This is a genomic window from Ekhidna sp. (genome assembly GCF_965247405.1).
GTDB lineage: Bacteria > Bacteroidota > Bacteroidia > Cytophagales > Cyclobacteriaceae > Ekhidna.
Map to the genome: position 1 here is coordinate 1,217,501 of NZ_OZ252014.1, position 20,844 is coordinate 1,238,344.

The window sequence follows — 20,844 nt, forward strand, 5'->3', positions numbered from 1 at the left end:
CTCCTTCTGCTAATATTTTCTTATCCGCTTTTAGTGATTCGTTTATTAGATATTCTGTACTAATGATTCTGAACTTCCTCATCAGGTCCAGGCTTTCAAAGAATTGAACCTCCTGAGTTTTGAAATCATCATCGAGTTCCAAGGCTGAAAGCAGTGAAAGATGTTGTTTTTTGAGTTTTTGATACTTCTGATCAAAGTCCTTCTCTATGATATCACCTATTCTCAACCCATGTCTACCAATCTTGTCCTGGTAGGTGGGTCCAATGCCACGGAGTGTTGAGCCGATCTTATCCTCTCCTTTGGACAACTCCAGTGCTTTATCTAACAGTTTATGAGTAGGGAGGATCAATTGCGCCTTGTTAGAAAGAACTAGTGTTTTGGTGGCATCCACTCCAAACGGCTCTAAATCTTTGATCTCTCTTGCAAATACGATAGGGTCTATGACAACTCCATTTCCGATAATATTAAGAATATCCGGGTGGAATATTCCTGACGGTATTTGATGAAGCACATGTTTTTTGCCATCGAACTCAAGTGTGTGGCCTGCATTTGGTCCGCCTTGAAATCTGGCTACTATATCATATTTAGGTGCAAGGAAATCGACAGCCTTACCCTTGCCTTCGTCTCCCCACTGAAGGCCTAAGAGTACATCTACTTTTGACATTTAATTAGTTGATTTTTTGGAGTGCTTCTTCTTCTGATTGTGCAATATTAAATATTGCTTGAAGTTTTGTCATTATCAGGAGCTTATTTACATGCTCAGATGGGTTAATAATATATAAGTCTCCATTTTTGTTTCTGAACTTAGTGAGTAGTGTAATCAATACACCTATACCACTACTGTTTATATAGCGAACGTCTGAGATATCTAAAAGGCATTGAGTGACTCCTTGTGAAATGGCGTCATTGGCCAATTCCACCACTTCTGGGCCATTATTTTCTCCTATAAGATCTCCAGAAAACTGTAATCTAAGAATGTGGCCCTGAATCTCTTTTGTGTATTTCATTTATATGTATTTAGGAGGCTATTTTATTCTCGCAGTTTTCTTTTTCGCAACTGCCATATAGAATCAACGAGTGATGCATGACTTTGAATTGCAATAATTGACCAACGGTCGTCTGAATGTTTTGAATGCGTGGATCACAGAACTCATGTACCTTATTGCAATCGGTGCAAATAAGGTGGTCATGCTGACGGAAACCATACGCTTTTTCAAACTGAGCAAGGTTTTTTCCGAACTGATGTTTTGTAACCAAATCACAATCTACCAACAAGTCTAATGTATTATATACAGTTGCTCGACTGACCCGATAGTTTTTGTCTTTCATACTTACATATAAGGACTCTACATCAAAATGCCCATCACGATTGTAAATCTCTTCTAATATTGCAAACCTCTCCGGCGTTTTTCGTAGATTCTTATTCTCAAGGTGTGCTTGAAAAATTTTCCTTACTTCATCCATAATATTCTGTCCCTGCATATTGCAAATATAATTTATGGGATTTGATCAATTGGTGCGACTCACCTTTACTACGCCATTCACCTTTTCTAATTTCTTCACTAATGTATCCAGGTGTGACGTGTCTTCTACATATAAGCGTATATTTCCTTCAAAGATTCCCCCTTCGGTATTAATAGATAAAGAACGCATGTTTACTTTTAATTCCTCAGAGATGATATTGGAAACATCACTTACAAGGCCCATTCTATCTGTGCCTATTATTGCCAGGGTAGCTTCAAATGAGTGCTTGCGAGAGGACGCCCACTTTGCTTTGATGATCCTATACCCATAGTTTGATAAAAGTTCCGCTGCATTGGGACAGGTAGTGCGGTGAATTTTAATACCATCACTCACAGTAACAAACCCAAAAACATCGTCTCCCGCTATAGGATTACAACATTTAGCGAATTTATAATCAATTATATCAAGGTCTTCACCAAGGAGAAGTAGATCGCTATCTGTTTTACGTACTCGGCTAAGCTTTTCCTCAATGTCCTTAGCTCCTCTTACACTCGGCTTCTTGATTTCCTCCTTCTCGCTTTTTGCAAAAGACTTTATTAGTGAATGATCAATCTTTCCTGTTCCAACCAGGTAAAGCATGTCTGTCACGCTCTTGGCGTTGAAGTAGTGCGATATATTCTCAAGCACTGACTGCTTATAATCCAGTTTGAGCTGTTTCAGCTTTCGTTTTACAATTTCCCTTCCCTCATCAATAAATACCTTCCGCTCCTCTTTGAGTGCATCTTTGATTTTTGATTTGGCTTTTGAGCTAACCACATACTGCAGCCAGCTTTCATTAGGTTTTTGTTTACTTGAGGTAAGTATCTCGACCTGATCTCCATTTTTGAGTTCGAAATTCAATGGGACAAGCTTTTGATTCACCTTAGCTCCCAGACAATGTTCCCCAATCTCAGTATGTATATCAAAGGCAAAGTCTAGTGCTGTCGCTCCTTGTGGCAAGGTTCTTAAATCACCTTTTGGCGTGAACACAAAAACTTCATCACTATATAGGTTAGATCGAAAATCATCAACAAACTCGATGGCGTTACCATCATTTTGTTCTAAAATCTCTCGCACTTTAGCAATCCACATTTCCAGTCCGGTTTCATCTGTGGTTCTTCCGTCTTTGTACTTCCAATGAGCCGCATACCCTTTCTCAGCAATCTCATCCATTCTTGTCGTTCGAACCTGCACTTCTACCCATTTGCCAGTATCGCTCATTACCGTCGTATGAAGTGATTCATAGCCGTTTGCTTTAGGAATGCTGATCCAATCCCTCAATCTATCTGGATTTGGCTGATAATAATCGGTGACCAATGAATAGACCTGCCAACAGTATGCCTTCTCATCTTTATATGGTACATCTAGGATTATTCGTACGGCGAATAGGTCATAGACTTCTTCGAAAGGCACGTTCTGTTTTTTCATTTTATTCCATATGGAATGAATGGATTTTGGTCGCCCCTTTATTTCATAATCAACTCCCAAGGAGTTGAGTTTGTCCTTAATTGGACGTATGAAGTTTCTTATAAACTTATTCCTTGAGTCTTTGGTCTCATTTATTTTTCCAGCAATTTCTTCATACACCTCTGGTTCGCTGTATTTGAGATAAAGATCCTCCAGCTCGGATTTAAACGCATAAAGACCTAAGCGGTGTGCTAGTGGTGCATATAGATATATGGTTTCATTAGCGATCTTTAGCTGCTTATTCCTGGGCATACTTTCAAGTGTACGCATATTATGTAGTCGATCCGCCAGCTTGATCAAAATCACCCGAACATCATCAGAAAGTGTCAGCAGCATCTTACGAAAGTTCTCAGCCTGCTGTGAGCTTCCATGATCAAACACACCTGAAATTTTGGTGAGCCCATCGATAATGGTGGCTACCTTCTTCCCAAATAGTCTTTCAATATCATCCAGTTCATAGTCAGTATCCTCTACCACGTCATGTAATAATGCTGCGACAATGGAAGTGGTACCCAGGCCAATCTCTGATACACATATTTCTGCTACCTCTAACGGATGAAAGATGTAAGGTTCTCCCGATCTACGGCGCATCCCACTATGCGCTTCCATGGACGTATTGAATGCCTTTTTTATGATTTTAGCATCACCATCTTTTAGAATAGGTTTGGCCTTTCTGAGCAAACGCCTGTAGCGTCTGATGATCTCCTTTTTTTCTGATTCTAAATCTTCCTCAACTACCATAAATATTTTACAAAATTAATCCCTTGTTGAATCAAAAATATTACCTACTTTTGCCTTCCAATTTTCAGAGCAAGAAAAAGTTCCTGCAAAGAAAACTGCGGATGTGGCGAAATTGGTAGACGCACTAGACTTAGGATCTAGCGCCGCGAGGCATGGGGGTTCGAGTCCCTCCATCCGCACTGAAAAACAACCCTCTTTCCGGAACCACCCGATATTCATCGGGACAGGGTCGAGTAAGAGGGTTTTTATTTTATAAATACCAAACAATAGTACGTTGGAAATAACTTTTGACAAAAACGAAAAAACTCAAGGTGTAATTAAAATTAGCGTAAACAAAGCTGATTTTCAACCTGGTGTAGATCAAAAAATCAAAGAGTACAGCAAGACAGCCAACATCAAAGGGTTTCGTCAGGGAAAAGTGCCTCCGGGCATGATTCGTAAAATGTACGGAAGTGCATTAATTGTGGAGGAAATCAACAAATTGGTTTCAGAAAAACTAAATGCATATCTCAGAGAAAGTGATACCCAATTCTTGGGTGAACCACTACCAGCAGAATCAGACAAACAATTTGACTGGGAAAATGACGAGCAATTCGAATTCAACTATGAAATAGGATTTGCTGAACCTTTCGAAGTAAAAGTTGATAAAAAGGTCAAGCTGGATAAGCACTCTATTAAAGTAGATGATAAGGTGATCGATGAGACGATCGAAAACCTTCAACGTCAGTTTGGAGAAATGGAAAATCCAGACACTTCTTCGGAGAAGGATACATTATATGGTTCTATCAAATCCAAAGACGGATCTGTTGATCAGGAGGTAAGTATTGATTTGAGGGATGTAGAGAAAGGTGCATTAAAGAAACTTACAGGCGTGAAAGTGGGCACAGAGGTTGAAGTGGATCCAAAGAAAAGCTTCAAAAATGATAATGTGCTAAAAAATCAGCTTCGAATGGATGACGATGAATATAAAAAGCTAAAAAAGCTTACGTTTACTGTTCAAGCTATTAATCATTATAAGCTTGCTCCAATTGATCAAGAGCTATTTGACAAGACCTTCGGTAAGGGTACAATCAAAGATGAAGCTGGGTTCAGAGAGCGTGTAAAAGAAATCGTTTCTCAAAATTACAAAGGTGAAGAAGAAAAATTCTTTGATCACCAGGTAAGAGAAAAGCTAACTGAATCTGCAAAAATCAATTTGCCAGACGAGTTTTTGAAGAAATGGTTGATTAGAACCAATGAAAATATCACTCCTGAACTGATGGAGCTCGAATATACATCTTATGCAAAAGAGCTTAAATGGTCATTAATTAGAAATCAGATTGTAAAAAATCAGGACATCAAGGTAGAGCACGAAGATGTAATCAATGAGGCAAAAGCACTTATTAAACAGCAATTTGCGGGCTCAGGAATGGGAGATCAAATGAATGATCAATTGGATACTTTTGCCAATAATTATCTACAAGGTGAAAATGGTGAAAATTATATGAAGGTTTTCAATCAAGTTCAGTCACATAAAGTACTTAATTACATCAAAAGCGAGATTACTGTAAAAGAAAAAGCAGTGTCTCTTGATGAATTCAGAAAGCTGTGATTCTTTGCATTTGGTCATATAATTTGAACCATACAACATCATTTTAAGTTTTGAAGAAGTCCTGTACACGGGACTTTTTTATTTTTACACCGTATATCTTAAATTATAGAAATGATAAACACTGAGGAATTCAGAAAATATGCCGTAAAAGGCCAGAATATAAGCGGAACTGCTGTTGACGATTATGTCCATCATGTAGAAAGTATGACAAGGGCTGTAATCGAGGAGCGACCTACCAATTTTCGTGAAATTGATGTCTTTTCTCGTCTGATCATGGATCGCATTATCTTCCTGGGTATGCAGGTAGAGGAAAACATAGCTAATATTATCACTGCTCAGTTGCTATTTCTTGAGTCTGTGGATTCTAAAAAAGACATCCTATTATATGTAAATAGCCCGGGTGGGTCTGTTTATGCCGGATTGGGCATGTATGACACCATGCAGTATGTTAGCCCTGATGTAGCTACTATTTGCACAGGTATGGCTGCCTCTATGGGTGCTGTTCTATTATCCGGTGGTGCTGCTGGCAAACGATCTGCTCTGCCTCATGCGCGAGTGATGATTCACCAACCAAGTGGCGGTATGCAGGGTCAGTCTAGAGATATGGAGATCACACTCAAGCAGATGCAGGAGTTGAGAAAAGACCTTTACTCTATTTTATCCAAACATTCAGGCAAATCCCTGAAGGATATAGAGAAGGATTCTGATCGTGACTATTGGATGCGAGCATCCGAAGCAAAAGAATACGGCCTTATTGATGAGGTGCTAGAAAAGAAATAATAAAAAAATGGCTCAGGTTACTTGTAGTTTTTGCGGTAGAAATAAAAAAGATGTAGATCTGATGATCTCAGGCATACACGCGCACATTTGCGATAAGTGTATTGCTCAGGCTCAACAGATATTGAATGAGGAGCTAAAAACTACATCCGAGAACGAAAGTCCTAATTTCAAACTCATTAAGCCTGCTGACATGAAATCGCACCTTGATGAGTTTGTGATCGGTCAGGATGAGGCGAAAAAATACATTTCTGTTGCCGTTTACAATCACTATAAACGATTGATGCAAACAGCTGACAAAGATGATGTGGTCATTGAAAAATCAAACATCATCATGGTCGGTCAAACTGGAACAGGTAAAACCTACCTGGCCAGAACACTAGCAAAAATTCTCCAGGTTCCATTCTGTATTGCTGATGCGACGGTGCTAACCGAAGCTGGTTATGTAGGGGAAGACGTAGAAAGTATCCTCACTCGATTGCTGCAATCTGCAAACTATGATGTAGAGGCTGCTGAGCGAGGAATCGTTTACATTGATGAGATCGATAAGATTGCCAGAAAATCTGATAATCCCTCTATCACACGGGATGTGAGTGGTGAAGGTGTGCAGCAAGCGTTACTCAAGTTACTTGAAGGAACTACGGTAAACGTGCCCCCTCAAGGTGGAAGAAAGCATCCAGATCAGAAGATGATCAACGTGAATACTGAGAATATCCTATTCATCTGCGGTGGTGCTTTTGATGGTATTGAGCGTCACATTGCCAATAGATTGAATACTCGTCCTATTGGATTTGCCAATGATAATGAGTTCAAGTCGGGAGTTATTGATAAGGACAACTTATTACAATATATCACAGCTCAGGACATTAAGAGTTTTGGTCTAATTCCGGAGCTAATAGGAAGATTACCAGTTTTGACCCATCTGGATCCTCTCAATAATGAGGCTTTGAAACAGATCTTGACAGAACCTAAAAATGCATTAATCAAGCAGTACACCAAGCTTTTTGAAATGGAAGATGTGAAGCTTGATCTTCAAGAAGACGCACTTGACTATATCGTAGAGAAAGCAATGGAATTTAAACTTGGCGCGAGAGGCTTGCGATCTATTTGTGAAGCAATCGTGACAGACGCCATGTTTGAGCTGCCGTCAAATAAGGACATTAAAGAGATGGTTATCGACAGGACCTATGCGGCTGAGAAGTTTGAGAAGTCGAAATTTAATAAGCTGAGAGCTGCTTAATCTGTCCCCTCTAACCAATCTACAATTTCCTGAGCTGCCTGCCTGGCAAAAGGCTGAATTCCTATTTGTGATTTGAGTTCCTGATAACTTTGCATAATTCCAGCGCAGTATTGATGATCATTCAGCACTCGATTGATCTCATCAGCTAATGATTCAGTGTTATTCGCTCTCACATTGCATATTGCATCTCCTGCTAATAGTCGATTTATCACCGATTTTTCATTGTCTGGTTTACTAAATAGAGACTTCTGATAAACATTAACAGTCGGGCAGTTCGTATATGCCGCGAATACATTGCTGAATTGATCCAAAGCAATAGCTGCATTTGATCTAAGTGAAGTACTAATGGCATCCTTTAGACTCCTTGAAATATCAACTAGACTGAATTCAATGTCTGGGGAAGTTTTTGTAAGACTCGCTGAAATCCTGTTAGCTAATTTTTTCCTACTGGCATTCGAATAAAAGATTGCTACTTCAGTTGATTGGACTTCCTCGGTATTTATTACATCCAGTGATCTAACTATGTCAGATAATAAAAATACGTTTGGGGTATCGGTTCCGATAATTGGAATATCGGAGTAAACTCTTTTCATGTCTGACGGAGACGAGCTTCGGCTTGTTTTATCCAACAATGATTGATGAAAAAAGCAACTTTTGATCTTTAGCTTTTCTGCCAGATTTAATAAATCGACTGATTTACTTGTCCCGATTATTATCAACAAATCCAGCTTGGACTTCTTCAACTGTTTCTTAACATTGGATGGATTGACCACAATCTCATGACGGATATCAAATCGCCTTATTTCATTGATAAGCTTTGCTGATAATTGTGAACATAGCTGGTTCTCAGCAACAATTAAGTAGTTCATCTATTCTCCGTAATAATCAACAAAATTACGAGGCGTTTCAAAGAGCCGTAAGCGATACAACTTGGCTTTTGAATCTAATGCATTGATCCTCGGTTCAAGTATTTTCCATAATTCAATGATGAGATTTTCGCAGCTGCCTATTTTTCCTTGCATAAATGGAACATCTAAGTTTATGTTCTTATGATCCACCTTTTCAATGATCTCTGCTTGAATGATCTCTTTGAGCTTCTTAAGATCGATTACAAAACCTGTTTCCGGATTCACCTCACCTTTTACCGAAGTTATTAATTCGAAATTATGACCATGCCAGTTTTCATTGGCACATGGCCCGAAGACTTCCCTATTTTTTTCTTCAGACCAACCTGGATTATACAGCTTATGTGCTGCATTGAAGTGTTCTTTGCGGTGGATGAGTAAAAGCATAATTCAAATATCACAAAATATAATATAAATGGTAGCAATTTTAGAGTTCATGCTTAATACATTTGAGGTTGTAATATTTAGCTATTTAACATGAGGAAAAAATTATCAATCACACTATTATTAGTTTTAGCAATATGTTCGAATTTAGTTTCACAGACTGTGGGAGGGTATGGAAATGCAGCATCAATTCAAGATGTGATAGATCCGTCTTATCAAAATTCGAATGCCTTTTACACAAAAACATATAACGATATCGAAGGAACTGCCTTTCTTTTTGATGAATGGTCATTTGGTAAAGTACTTACAAAAGGTCAACAGCTAATTAATGATGTAAAATTAAAATATAACATTTTTGCTGATGTACTCATTTATAAAGAGGATGAGGGAGCAAAAGAGATTCCAAACAAAGTAATTCAAGGGTTTACAATCGTCCTTCCTGAAAAAGAATACGAATTTTTCTTTTATCCTAAAGTAAAATATGTTCAAAAAATTATTGATGGAGATAATTTCCAGCTGTATAAAAAGTACAAAAAAAACATTCAAAAAGGTCAGGCAGCCACAGGATACAACTCTGGAAATACGTCTGACAAATTTGTAGATGATGTCCTGTACTATTATAGTCTCAACAATAGTGAACTTTCATTATTCCCAAAAAGGAAAAAAGATAGATATCTAATTTTTAGCGAAATGATTCCAAGTGGATCGAAGAAATGGTTTAAATCAAAAAAGCTCAATATATCAAAGGAAGAAGATATAAAAAAGGCTGTAGAGCTTTTAAAGCTTTAGATTTTGGGAATCAGATAGTCATAAAAAAAGCCTTGATTGATTCAAGGCTTTTTTATTAATTAGTTCTTAATTAATCTTTTTGTAAAGTTACCTAACATAATAATGTAAGTTCCGCTTTTTAAACTACTCAAGTCTACAATCCGCCTTCCATCAGATCTTAGTACAGTCTTACCTGACAAATCCACTAGTACAACATTGTAATTATCAACCTCATTATTGAGCTCAATGAAATTTGAAACTGGATTTGGGTAGAAATGAGCTTCTTTTGCAAGACTTTCACTTTGATTACCTGAACTTAGCACTGTGAAAACATCTGAGTAACTCGTGCAAATTCCATTTGTAACACCTACCTGATAAGCTCCCATAGATGGGTTGTCAATTGAAGACCTGTCCTCATCCTCAATTATCTCACCTTCATAAAGCCATTCAAAAGATTGACCAGGGAGTAGGCTGGCATTTGCAACTAACTCCCCGTTTCCATTTAAAAACAGGGAAGGAGTGTTTGGATAAATAGCTTGAGATGATATGACTATTGTTTCTGTCTCCGTAATTCCAGATAAAGGGTTTCTTACGTAAACATCAAAACTTCCTTCCGATAAATTTTCAAATGAATTATCTAACTGAAAGCTTTCGCCATCTAAACTATATTCTAAATCAGAAAGCCCTCCTGAGGTTTCCACACTAATATTCCCATTCCCATCCCCTGGGCAGGTAACGTTTGCAACATTTATATCGCTAATTGAAAATGTTGGGTCATTAACAGCTAATTCTAAGTTATCTATGTAGATACTATTCCCTAGTCCTGATGTAGCACGAATTGCTACTTCAAAAAACTCCGCTGATTCATTGATAGAAAACTCTACATCCTCTCTCACCCAATCCTGCTCACTAGGTAAAAATCTTGCTATAACTAGATTATTATTGGTGGCCAAATCGGCACCCTCCTTTGACCAAACTGCACTCCATTCTCCACAATCTTCACGATAAACAATCTCTAGCTTATCATCATATCCACTTATTGATTGCTTATATGCATATGAAAATCTAAATTGATAATAATCACTTGACGCAGAAAACGTTGGTAATAGCAAATAATCCTCTGACCCTATATTATTATTATAATACTGATCGATAGTAAATGAAAAACTTCCATCATTTGTATCATCTGGTCTCCTTTTAAAGGTGATATCATTATCTAAATTTATTATCTCAGGCAATGAGGAATTATCTTCAAAACTTTCAGTATATGGCAGGTTGGCTATATATTCTAAATCTTGAGGATCATATACATTAATCTCTCGTTCATACTCATATACATTACTTTCTACATCAGTCCCGGTTAACTTGACTGTATAACTTCCTGCTGTATTAAATAGTACACTTGGCATTTCACTTGAACTCGTTGCTGGTGTTCCACCTTCAAACTCCCATGAGATGCTTTCTACCCCTCTTGAAAGATTTGTAAAATAAACCGTTTCCCCTATACAAACCTTATCATTGGATAGATTAAAATCAACATTCATTTCATTGGAAAGAAGACTAGACTTAGGCCCTAAGTAAGCAGCGAGCATTCGATCTTTTTGCCCTTGTGTAAATAGGATAAGACATGAATTGGTCGCATATGACATAAAATTACGAGGATCCGGCTTGAATTTTTCACCATTAGCATCAGTTTCGGTTCCAGCATATGCGCATACTGAACTATCAACCACTCCACTCAGGTTAGGGTCTGCAGGAGTATCGCAAATCCTATCTCCATTCGTTTCACAGTTTGATCCATCTACTAATTCATCAGTTGTGCCTGTATTGGTAGTGCCATGTGTATGGTATAAATTAAAAAAATGACCCATTTCATGAGGAAGAGTGCCTCCACTTAATGTGCAGCTATTGGCCATCATTATTAAATTCTTGCCCTGACTTGGTAAATATGTATAGCCACAAAGTGGGGAACCACCTGAGCTCAATGAATTAAAGAAATATATGTTGATAGTTTTTGTAACATTATAATTCGGAGCGAAATTACCTTCCTGGGATGAATCAAAATCATAAAATTCATCAGAATCGATAAAGTTCACTCCATCACTTATGTAAAATCGTATTTGCGTTCCAACGTAGGCAGCATTTAAATCCTCAACTGCATCAACAATCTGCTGCTCTGTTAGTCCTCCAGTGCCATCAGTTCTTCTCACCACATGAGGTGTAATCGCCACGCTATATGTTGCATCTCCATTTATTCTTAAACTGCTCATAAAATTCTGAAACGTCTTCTCATATTGAAGATCTTCAGCCGTCACACTTGTGCCGCACTTCTGTCCGAAAGAATAACATATAGTCATCAATGTTATACTGAAAACTAGAAATCTCCTCATCACGTATTGTCTTCTTTTTTAAATAATGGATTAAATAGATAAAGGGTTCCTCTTTAAAAGGAACCCTTTGATTGTAAATAACTTGGTTTCAACTATTCGTAAACTAAACGGCCTGGGAAAATAGTAGCTCCGTTTTGCTTTAGCACATAATCAAACCCTAGCTCTCCGGTAGTTAAATCAAAGAAACTTGCAGTTCCTGAATAACCAGAGTCATCACCGATAATATCAAGCGTGTAAGATGATACATTAAAACCTCCATCCCCATCAGGAAATCGTAACTCAGTGGTCAATGAAGTTTCAATTGTACCTGTATCACTATTCTCACCATCTGGCACTACAGTAATATTAAAACTATATCCAGCACCTGCTCCAAAAAGTGGGTCTGCACCGCTAGTAATTTCAAAAGTAATGCACTCATCGCCTGGTGAAGCTACGGAAGCAATTGAAGCTGGAGCCGATGAGAATCCAACGTCTGTTCCTTGAGTGATTTGAAGCTTGTTTGCTGGACAATAGAAATCATCATCATTGATTACCACAACCAAATCAGGAGAATTCCCACTTAAGCCTATTTCCGCATCGTCCGATGATAAGCTCAAGGTAACGGACTTCTGACCATCAATCTCCTCGTTATCGATAAGTGTTAAAGTAACTTCTTGCTGATACTCTCCAGCAGCAAATGAGACAGAAGCTGTTCCTAGAGTGTAATCCTCATCTGCTACCGCATCTTCTGAAGATGCACTAACCGTTACAGATGCACCATTAGGATTAGTACTTAAAAGAACTAGTGAAATTTCACCAGCAGTCTCCTCATAAGTAACAGATTCTTCCTCAAATCCAACATAATCTGGCCCAGGATAAGATTTGGTATTGCCGTCTTCAAGTTCCTTACAACCATTTGCAATGAAAATGATTGCTATTGCTAATAATAAATAAGTATATCGTTTCATATTTATAATATTTAAAGGTTATTCAGAGGCGTAACCTGGGTTCTGCTCAAAGTTTGGATTTGCTTGAATCTCAGTTAATGGAATTGGTAACAAAAACTCATCAGCACCAGGAGCTAAGGTCAGATTTTCTGGTACTGTACCCGTTCCATCAGCTACATCACCAAAATTTCCTCTGTTTACTCCGAGTCCCCATCTTCTCAGATCAAACCATCTACTATATTCAGCAAACAGTTCTATTCTTCTCTCAAATCTAATAGCAGATTCAAGGGCTGCACCGGTTTCTCCACCTGCATAAGCGCCATATCTAACATCTCTTAACTCATTAAGTGTTGCCTCAGCGCCTGCTTGGCTAAGCTCAAATTGAGCCTCCGCCTTATTCAGAATAACTTCTTCAACTCTAATTACAGGCATGTCCTTGGTACCATTTACTTGGTTACCTTCACCCAACCATTTTCTGATGGCATTATAGTTTGAGCCCTGATTAGTTCCAAGAAATACGTAAGTAGAGTCTCTAGTGTCATCAGCAGCTAACGAAGTGTAAAAATCATATGCAATCGCATATTCTGAAACTGTTGCAGTTGCAGAACTTTGGCTCCATACAACTCCTGGACTAAGCGCATCTCCAGATCCAAAATCAACAGCTAATTTCATAAGAATACCGTCATTCGACGCGTCTTGAAATACAGAAAGAAGCACATCTGCATCAGCAGGTGCTGAAGCAACAAGGTCAGCTGCATCAATGGCATTTTGATACTGTCCCATATACAAATACACTCTAGACAATAGACCATTAATCGCCTCAACAGTAAACCTATTTTCTACAGATGTAGCGTTAACCAGATCTCTGGCCGCTAATAGATCTGCAACAATTTCACCATAATTGGAATCAACAGTCTCTCTTGCAGGTTGAGCAAATGGATTGCCTGTATCACCATCTTCAAATCGTAAATAAGGCAATCCCAAAGAGGCACCTGCACTTGCACTTTCTGTAGGTATTCTTCCATATACTCTCACCATATCAAAATGGGCAAGAGCTCTCACAGCGATAGCTTGTCCACGAATGTTATCCTTCTCGTTTCCGTCAGGTAATGCATCAATGTTAGCGATGATACTGTTGGCAATATTAACTGCCTCATAACCTTCATCTAACAATCCGATATCATTAAGAGAAGAATATCTCCAATCCCAATATACATCGCTAGAAAATCTTCCGGAAGTTACTTGGATTACATTGTCTGTGGGTATATCACCCATAATCAATAATTCCAACGCATAGTAATTTTGCAATTGCTGCATTGCACCACCTAATGATGCATTGAAATCTTCCAATGACGAATAGAAATCTGAAACCTCAAGAGAGTCCGCAGGTTTTACATCGTTGATGTCATCCCAGCAGCTTGAAAGTCCAATAACTATTGCTATAAATGCTATATATTTTTTCATGTTTCTTCTAATTTAAGTTTTAGAATCTTATCTCAATTCCTCCAGTATAAATTCTAGAGTTTGGATAACTGAAACCATTATTCTCACCAGCTACGAATCCATCATCTCCAGGCTCACGTGTTTCTCCAGATCCAATTCCTACTTCAGGATCTCCTTTGAAATAAGGTCTATATGTCAATAAATTTTGACCTTGAACAAATACTCTTACATAAGTTAACCCGACGTTACTAAGAATTTGCTTAGGCAGAGTGTAACCTAATGTGAGGTTCCTTAATCTTATATAGTCTCCTTTTTGCAAGAATCTGTCGGATGTTCTAGCTGCTTCCTGACCGTAAAGAGGGCTTGGCAATACACCTGTATCTCCCGGTGCCTTCCAATAGTTAAACGCATCAACTCTCTGATTGTCGTTAAGGTCAGTCCCATCATTTAGCATAATTGCTTCCTGAACGTTGTAGATATAATTGCCAGCTCTAAATACCGCATCAGCCCTTAAATCTAACCCCTTATATCTAGCACTAACAAAGAACCCTCCTTGATAATCAGCCTGTGGAGATTTTCCTTCAAGCAATACCGCATCATCCCCACTGAAATTACTTGTAACTTCTCCATCAGCATTATACCATAATGGAGCTCCATTGGCTGGATTAACTCCTGCATACCTATTTAAGAAGAATGTATTAATTTCTTCACCTTCTCTTAAAATGGTATATGTATTGAAGATATCGCTTCCTCCAGAAAGCTCATTCACTTTGGTATTCAAAAAGAAAATATTACCTCCTGCTCTAACCAGAAGATCTCCTGTAGCAACAACATCAGCAGATAATTCTAATTCGAATCCAGTTGTTTGGATTTCTCCAAGGTTTGTTGTGATAACATTATTTTCGTCACCTACTGTCTGGCTAAGTGGTTGCTCACCTAATAACTCAGAAGAAGTTCTTTTGAAGTAATCTGCGACTAACGTTATTCTGTTATCCCAGAAAGTAGTTTCCAAACCAATATCAATAATTTGCTGTGCTTCCCACTGTAAACCCTGATCTGCTTCCCCAACAGGAATAACCGTTGACTGCCCATTTCTACTTCCAAACTGGATCAATGATAAACTCGAAAAGTCTCCAATATTATTGTTTCCAGATGTACCAATAGAAGCTCTCAATTTGGCTGAATTCACAAAATCAACATTAAAAAAACTTTCATTGTGAATGTTCCATGCTCCACTAATCGCATAGAAGGTTCCCCATCTGTTTTCTTTTCCAAACCTTGAGGATCCGTCACGTCTTACTGATACATCAAGAACATACCTATCATCGTAACTATAGTTGATGAAAGCCCCGTAACTCGCCAGGATATTTGAGGTTTTAGTTCCGAAAGGAGCACCATCAGCAGCTGCAGCAACATCAGGTACTGATAATCTATCAGTCACAAAGCCTTTGGAGGTAGCCCCAAAATTCGAAAATTGTCGTTTATTGTACTCATATAAACCTCTTACCGTTACATTGTGTACATCAGCAAAAGTATTGCTATAAGTAAGCAAGTTAGTTGCTACCACACGGTAATCATTGCTTGTATTATCTGTTTTAATACCGGGAGCATCGGCATCACCAACGAATTGATCCAAAATGGACCCCGGTTTAATAAAGTATTCTCTTGAATAACGATCATTCGATATACCTACAGTCACTCTATTGGTAAAGTTCTTTAAAAAAGAAACCTCTCCATAAACACTACCAATGGTCACAAGATTTTGTGTGGTTTCTGTATTGTTTTTCAAAGCCTCAGAAATACTAAATCCACCAATTCCTGAAGGATCATATTCCGGTTCTCCATTTTCATCTAAGATAGGATCCCCATTGTCATCTGTCACAAAAACCGTTTCATAAGGATTATATGTGTACATCGCCACAAATGGGTTTTGAACGTTGAATCTATCTCTTGGTAGATCGGACTCTGAACGTGATACGGTCAAATTTGTACCAATTTTAAGATAATCTTTTACTTGCTGCGTTAGGTTCAATCTTGTCGAGTATCTTTCGAACCCGTCAAGTCCAGAAATAAGCCCTTCATTAACATCTCTACTTACTGAGAAAAAATATGTTCCATTATCAGTTCCTCCATTAATAGACAAACTCATGTTCGAAATTGAACCATCTTGAAGTAATTCGTCTTCCCAATTGGTATTCCGATTCAAATATGGATCCCACTGATTGGAAGGCAATGCTCCTGGACGAGCTGCAGCTGCAGTAAATCCGGGTATGTTATTCAAATCCTTCTCAAACCACAACTTTTGTTGTGCATTCATCATATCAAAATTATCCGGAATTCTTGAGCTAATTCCCAGTGAGCTTCTGAATGAGACCTGTGCATCGCCTTTTTTTCCTGATTTAGTTGTGATTACTACAACTCCGTTTCCAGCTCTTGAACCATAAAGTGCAGCTGTTGCGGCATCCTTCAAAATAGAAACAGACTCAATATCTGAAGGGTTAATATTATTCACATTACTTGGATCAACAGGTACTCCATCGACAATGTAAAGTGGGTCTGTTCCTCCCTCAATTGAAGTAATACCTCTGATGTTCACTAATGCAGTTTGACCAGGACGACCGTTAGCACCAGTTACAGATACACCAGACGCTTTACCTTGTAGAATTTGATCTATACTGGTTGTTGCGTTGAATGACTCAATTTCCGAGTTATCTACAACAGATACCGCTGAAGTGATTCTATCTTTGGATGCATCACTGTACCCTAAAACAACAACTTCTGAAAGCTCGGTTGCTCCTCCAAGTGTTACATCAATAGTAGTTCGTGCCCCTATCTCGATCTCTTGTGTCTCAAAACCAACATAAGAAAAGATAAGTGTAGAACCATCATCCACTGAAAGACGGTAGTTTCCGTCCAAATCAGTAGTAACACCGGTTGTTGTGCCTTTAATCACAACATTCACCCCTGGCAAAGCCTCACCTGTATCATCGGTGACTTTACCTGAGACCGTCCTTTGCGCCATTGCACTGAAGGCAATAACAGTTAAGAACGCAAAACTTAGTAGTAAAATCCTCTTCATACTTACTAGTTAATCGTTAAACATTAATTATTTGAAACCCGCAAGATATGCCATTTTAAGATTATTTAACAAAATAAGTTTCTGCCAAACACGTACTTCAAACGACATTTTGTTTGAAAAAAAACAAATTCGATTTGATCGTATTGGGAAATGATAAAAATCCAAATTTTCCCTTTATCATTAAAGTATTACTTTAATAAAATTTCGATAATCTGAGATGAGTTTTTTTTTACAAAAACAAAACCTTTCATTGTTTCATCCGTATGACACGAAATTCTATCCTGCGGTTGGACTGACGGTTGTTTTTAGAGGTATTTGGTTGGAGAGGCTGGCTATCTGCATAGCCTTTAAAAACCAACCGATCCTTATCTATGCCCTTAGCAACAAGAGCATCAAACACTGCTTTAGCTCTCTTATCCGAGAGCGATTGATTATATGATTTTGTTCCGGTATCGTCTGTATGACCGGCTATCTCTACTGTGATACCTAGATTCTCCCTTAACAGCTCATAAGCATTTTCAATTTCCGATTGAGAGCGTCTATTAATCTCATGGGAGTCTACTTCAAAATAGATGTTTTTTAAAATCAACGTTTCACCTTCCTCCACCGGAATGAGCTCGATATTTATCGTATCTGGTTTTAATGCCGTGTTGGAATCAGTCTTGAAATGAAAATCTGAATAGAGATACCCTTTCTTTTTTACATAGCCTGCCAAATCCAAATCTACAGGTAAAACCATATAGTATTGTCCACTTACTGAGTCCGATGTATTCTTATAAATTGAGGCATTGCTCGAAAGATCTACAACTTGGATGTCCGCACTAAGGCACTCACCAGTTCTTGCATCCTTTACCACACCTATTATATAAGATGCGCCTTTAGACCTTAATTCTTCTGGTAACTGGATGGCAACCAGCTTGCTGTCCATAATCTCAAAGTTTTTCTGCTCTTCTTTTGCATAATACGCTTTAGATCCTTCGCCTATAATGACAATAGAAACTTCATCACGATACGTATTGATAGGATACCCAAGATTTTTTGGCTCGGTCCAGGTAGAATCTTTTTTCTGAGCTTGATAAAGATCGTATCCTCCCATCCCCGGGTATCCATTGCCTGAAAAATAGAGGGAGACCCCATTGGGATGAATGAACGGTGTGGTTTCATCTTTTCGAGTATTGATTGTTTTGCCAAGATTCTCCGGAACAGACCACTGATCTTTTTCATATTTAGTGACCCAAATATCTCTACCACCAAATCCACCTCTTCTATTCGAAGCGAAATACAGGGTTTTTCCATCTGCTGATAGTGATGGCTGAGATTCCCAATACAATGAATTGACTGGCTTACCCAGGTTTTTGGGCTGTGTCCAGATGTCGCCTACTCTATTAGTTATATATAAATCACAGCTCCCTAATGAATTCCGACCATCGCACGAGGTAAAAATCATCGTTCGACCATCGGCGGAAACCGTGCAAGCTCCTTCGTTTAATGGAGTATTGATACGTGCAGAAACAGATTTAGCAGGAAGCCACTTTCCTTCTTTTTTATAACTCACCACAATGTCCTCATCCCCTCTCACATCGTCTCTTTTCGTAAAGAAGATTGAAGCGTCATCTATGGTAACAGATGGTAGGTATTGCAGACGAAAGCGATTGATCTCTTTAGGTAGTAAGCTGACTGTGATACTATCGGCTGAGCTTTCCAACTGGTCTGTGGCGAATTCAAGGCTTCTGGAAAGCAAGTCGATATCAAAATTCTCACTTCTCTCTGGAACCTTATCTAAAAATTGATTCAGGTATTTCTTAGCCTTAAAATATTCTCCCCTATCAAAAGCCATAAAAGCCTGCTTTTCTAATACAGAGGCTATTGGATCCGGAGATGTTTCTATGTAGGATTGGAATTTTGAATAAACAGAGTCTTCTTTTCCTATCGCTTTATAAAGGCTTCCCATCCTTATATACGCTTCGAAGAATGTCGGGTCTTCTTTTACAGACTCCTCCAGAAGGTCCAGAGCAGAATAGAAATCCCGATCTCTGTATTTCTTATCAGCTTTTTCGTAAAGTTTTTTTGCCTTTTTACTTTCTGATGATAAAACCTGAGCGTTTGTAGACCCCAATATGGCAATGATACCAATAAGAAATAACACCCCTTTCAGGGTATATCCATGTACTTGTGTGTTTGAAGTGATATTTTCCATTTGGGATTTCGCTTCACAAAATCAACGATCAAAGGTGTCATTTCTTTTTCTTTTGACCACTCTGGCTGCAAGAATAGTTCAGCGTTTGGATTCATTTTATCTCCATGCAAAGCAGCCCACTTGAAATCAGACTTGTTATAAGCTATCACTTTTAGCTCATGTGAATGAGCATAAAATTCACCCAGTGGCTCTTTGAATTTCTTCGGAGAGAAACATATCCAATCCCATCGCCCTGTGAGTGGATATGCTCCAGAGGTTTCGATATTAACCTGAAGATTTGATCTGCTAAATTCCTCTGTAAGCTTAGAGAGATCATACATTAAAGGTTCACCACCGGTGACGACTACTACCTTTGCTCCTGACTCTTTCGCTTCACTCACTATTTGTTTGACAGAAAACCACTCAAATTGCGAAGCATCCCAGGATTCTTTCACATCGCACCAAACACAACCCACATCGCAACCCCCTAGCCTGACAAAGTAGGCAGGGGTTCCGGAGTAGAAGCCCTCACCCTGAATGGTATAAAAAGACTCCATCACCGGAAGGAACTCCGGATCAGTGATTTCGCTCATAGGCTTTGAAAGTATTCAGTAGCAATGAAGCAATGGTCATAGGACCAACTCCACCAGGGACTGGGGTGATATAGCTGGCAATAGGAGCAACCTCATCGTACACAACATCCCCTGCTAATCGGAAGCCAGATTTTCTGGATGCATCCTCAACGCGAGTCGTCCCGACATCTATAACAACAGCACCCTCTTTCACCATATCTTTTGTAATTAATCCTGGTTTCCCAACTGCTATCACCAAAATATCTGCCTCTTTGGTATGGCTTTTTAAGTCCTTTGTAAGCTTATGACAAACGGTAACGGTAGCGCGACCATCCTGTAACATCATTAAGCTTAGTGGTGCTCCGGCAATTCTGGAGGCTCCTACTATAACACAATGCTTGCCCTCCGTTGAAATTTCATACCTTCTGATCAATTCCATTACTCCAAAAGGAGTTGCGGGCAAAAGCAGCTGGTGGCTGGACATAATACTACCAAAATTTTGGTTAGTAAAGCCATCTACGTCTTTCAGAGGGGCGATACGTTCTGTAATATGCTCTACAGAAATGTGCTCAGGGAGTGGAATTTGAACAATGAACCCGTCAATGTCTTCATCCTCATTCAATTGCTCAATGTGCTTGATCAATTTTTCTTCAGAAATGGTACTTGCAAAATGCATGAGGGTGAAATCAAATCCTACTGCTTTGCATGCATTAATTTTTCCACTGACGTAGGTATGGCTTGCGCCATCATCACCCACAATAATGATCGCTAAATGAGGCGGTCGCTTACCTTCGGCTTTTAGCTTCTCAACTTTTTCAGCGATCTCATTTTTAATGTCTTTGGAGACCTTTTTTCCATCAATGATTGTTGGTGATGACATTT

General features: G+C 38.7%; 17 protein-coding genes and 1 tRNA gene (1 of these 18 running past the window's edge). 5 read left to right on the forward strand and 13 right to left on the reverse strand.

Annotated features, from left to right (window positions below):
* The 4 genes in view from ACP14Y_RS05420 to ACP14Y_RS05435 are tightly spaced (at most 27 nt apart) and all read right to left on the reverse strand, a layout consistent with a single transcriptional unit that may run on beyond the window.
* On the reverse strand, positions 1-664 hold the 5' portion of the coding sequence (locus ACP14Y_RS05420) for an adenylosuccinate synthase (RefSeq protein ID WP_424961942.1). The gene continues 602 nt to the left of window position 1, outside the view; only the first 664 of its 1,266 coding nucleotides appear in the window; it begins with the start codon at positions 662-664; its stop codon lies beyond the left edge, outside the window.
* A gap of 4 nt (positions 665-668) precedes the next feature.
* Complete coding sequence (locus ACP14Y_RS05425; protein ID WP_424961943.1) at positions 669-1,007, reverse strand: STAS domain-containing protein; 339 nt, start codon at positions 1,005-1,007, stop codon at positions 669-671.
* A gap of 10 nt (positions 1,008-1,017) precedes the next feature.
* Positions 1,018-1,482 carry a transcriptional repressor gene (locus tag ACP14Y_RS05430; protein WP_349563457.1) on the reverse strand — a complete coding sequence of 155 codons (465 nt, stop codon included), beginning with the start codon at positions 1,480-1,482 and terminating at the stop codon, positions 1,018-1,020.
* Positions 1,483-1,509: 27 nt separating this feature from the next.
* The gene (locus ACP14Y_RS05435; protein ID WP_424961944.1) at positions 1,510-3,711 is read right to left on the reverse strand and encodes a RelA/SpoT family protein; all 2,202 of its coding nucleotides are present in this window, start codon (positions 3,709-3,711) and stop codon (positions 1,510-1,512) included.
* 97 nt (positions 3,712-3,808) lie between these two features.
* On the opposite strand from ACP14Y_RS05435, the gene ACP14Y_RS05440 reads away from it, so the two are divergent.
* From ACP14Y_RS05440 to clpX, 4 genes are all read left to right on the forward strand, one after another.
* Positions 3,809-3,890 (forward strand) — tRNA-Leu (locus tag ACP14Y_RS05440).
* Positions 3,891-3,985: 95 nt separating this feature from the next.
* The gene (gene tig / locus ACP14Y_RS05445; RefSeq protein WP_424961945.1) at positions 3,986-5,302 is read left to right on the forward strand and encodes a trigger factor; all 1,317 of its coding nucleotides are present in this window, start codon (positions 3,986-3,988) and stop codon (positions 5,300-5,302) included.
* A 111-nt stretch (positions 5,303-5,413) separates the two neighbouring features.
* Positions 5,414-6,082 (forward strand): ClpP family protease, encoded by a 669-nt coding sequence (locus ACP14Y_RS05450; RefSeq protein ID WP_424961946.1) that lies wholly within the window; start codon positions 5,414-5,416, stop codon positions 6,080-6,082.
* A gap of 7 nt (positions 6,083-6,089) precedes the next feature.
* Positions 6,090-7,319 carry an ATP-dependent Clp protease ATP-binding subunit ClpX gene (clpX, locus tag ACP14Y_RS05455; protein ID WP_424961947.1) on the forward strand — a complete coding sequence of 410 codons (1,230 nt, stop codon included), beginning with the start codon at positions 6,090-6,092 and terminating at the stop codon, positions 7,317-7,319.
* Here the strand turns inward: clpX and ACP14Y_RS05460 are convergent.
* Positions 7,316-8,188 carry a hypothetical protein gene (locus ACP14Y_RS05460; RefSeq protein WP_424961948.1) on the reverse strand — a complete coding sequence of 291 codons (873 nt, stop codon included), beginning with the start codon at positions 8,186-8,188 and terminating at the stop codon, positions 7,316-7,318. The genes clpX and ACP14Y_RS05460 overlap by 4 nt on opposite strands.
* Positions 8,189-8,611: a 6-pyruvoyl trahydropterin synthase family protein gene (locus ACP14Y_RS05465; protein WP_424961949.1), complete on the reverse strand. Its 423-nt coding sequence runs from the start codon at positions 8,609-8,611 to the stop codon at positions 8,189-8,191.
* A 90-nt stretch (positions 8,612-8,701) separates the two neighbouring features.
* Here ACP14Y_RS05465 and ACP14Y_RS05470 point away from each other — a divergent pair, with 90 nt between their 5' ends.
* The gene (locus ACP14Y_RS05470) at positions 8,702-9,397 is read left to right on the forward strand and encodes a hypothetical protein (RefSeq protein WP_424961950.1); all 696 of its coding nucleotides are present in this window, start codon (positions 8,702-8,704) and stop codon (positions 9,395-9,397) included.
* A gap of 59 nt (positions 9,398-9,456) precedes the next feature.
* Here the strand turns inward: ACP14Y_RS05470 and ACP14Y_RS05475 are convergent, their stop codons facing one another.
* The 7 genes from ACP14Y_RS05475 to ACP14Y_RS05505 all read right to left on the reverse strand — a co-directional run bounded on the left by ACP14Y_RS05475 (position 9,457) and on the right by ACP14Y_RS05505 (position 20,842).
* Positions 9,457-11,766: a M43 family zinc metalloprotease gene (locus ACP14Y_RS05475; RefSeq protein ID WP_424961951.1), complete on the reverse strand. Its 2,310-nt coding sequence runs from the start codon at positions 11,764-11,766 to the stop codon at positions 9,457-9,459.
* A 92-nt stretch (positions 11,767-11,858) separates the two neighbouring features.
* Entirely contained in the window at positions 11,859-12,713 is an 855-nt protein-coding gene (locus ACP14Y_RS05480) for a Calx-beta domain-containing protein (protein WP_424961952.1), read from the reverse strand.
* A gap of 18 nt (positions 12,714-12,731) precedes the next feature.
* A complete protein-coding gene (locus ACP14Y_RS05485) occupies positions 12,732-14,156 on the reverse strand; it encodes a RagB/SusD family nutrient uptake outer membrane protein (RefSeq protein WP_424961953.1) in 1,425 nt (474 codons plus the stop codon).
* A 19-nt stretch (positions 14,157-14,175) separates the two neighbouring features.
* Positions 14,176-17,214, reverse strand: coding sequence for a SusC/RagA family TonB-linked outer membrane protein (locus tag ACP14Y_RS05490; protein WP_424961954.1), 3,039 nt, complete (start codon positions 17,212-17,214; stop codon positions 14,176-14,178).
* 247 nt (positions 17,215-17,461) lie between these two features.
* The gene (locus tag ACP14Y_RS05495) at positions 17,462-19,411 is read right to left on the reverse strand and encodes an OmpA family protein (RefSeq protein ID WP_424961955.1); all 1,950 of its coding nucleotides are present in this window, start codon (positions 19,409-19,411) and stop codon (positions 17,462-17,464) included.
* Positions 19,366-19,983, reverse strand: a complete 618-nt coding sequence (locus tag ACP14Y_RS05500; protein ID WP_424961956.1) for a 7-carboxy-7-deazaguanine synthase QueE — start codon at positions 19,981-19,983, stop codon at positions 19,366-19,368. The genes ACP14Y_RS05495 and ACP14Y_RS05500 overlap by 46 nt, the downstream gene beginning before the upstream one ends.
* Positions 19,967-20,842, reverse strand: coding sequence for a bifunctional 5,10-methylenetetrahydrofolate dehydrogenase/5,10-methenyltetrahydrofolate cyclohydrolase (locus ACP14Y_RS05505; RefSeq protein ID WP_424961957.1), 876 nt, complete (start codon positions 20,840-20,842; stop codon positions 19,967-19,969). The genes ACP14Y_RS05500 and ACP14Y_RS05505 overlap by 17 nt, the downstream gene beginning before the upstream one ends.
* Between the last annotated feature and the right edge of the window lie 2 nt (positions 20,843-20,844).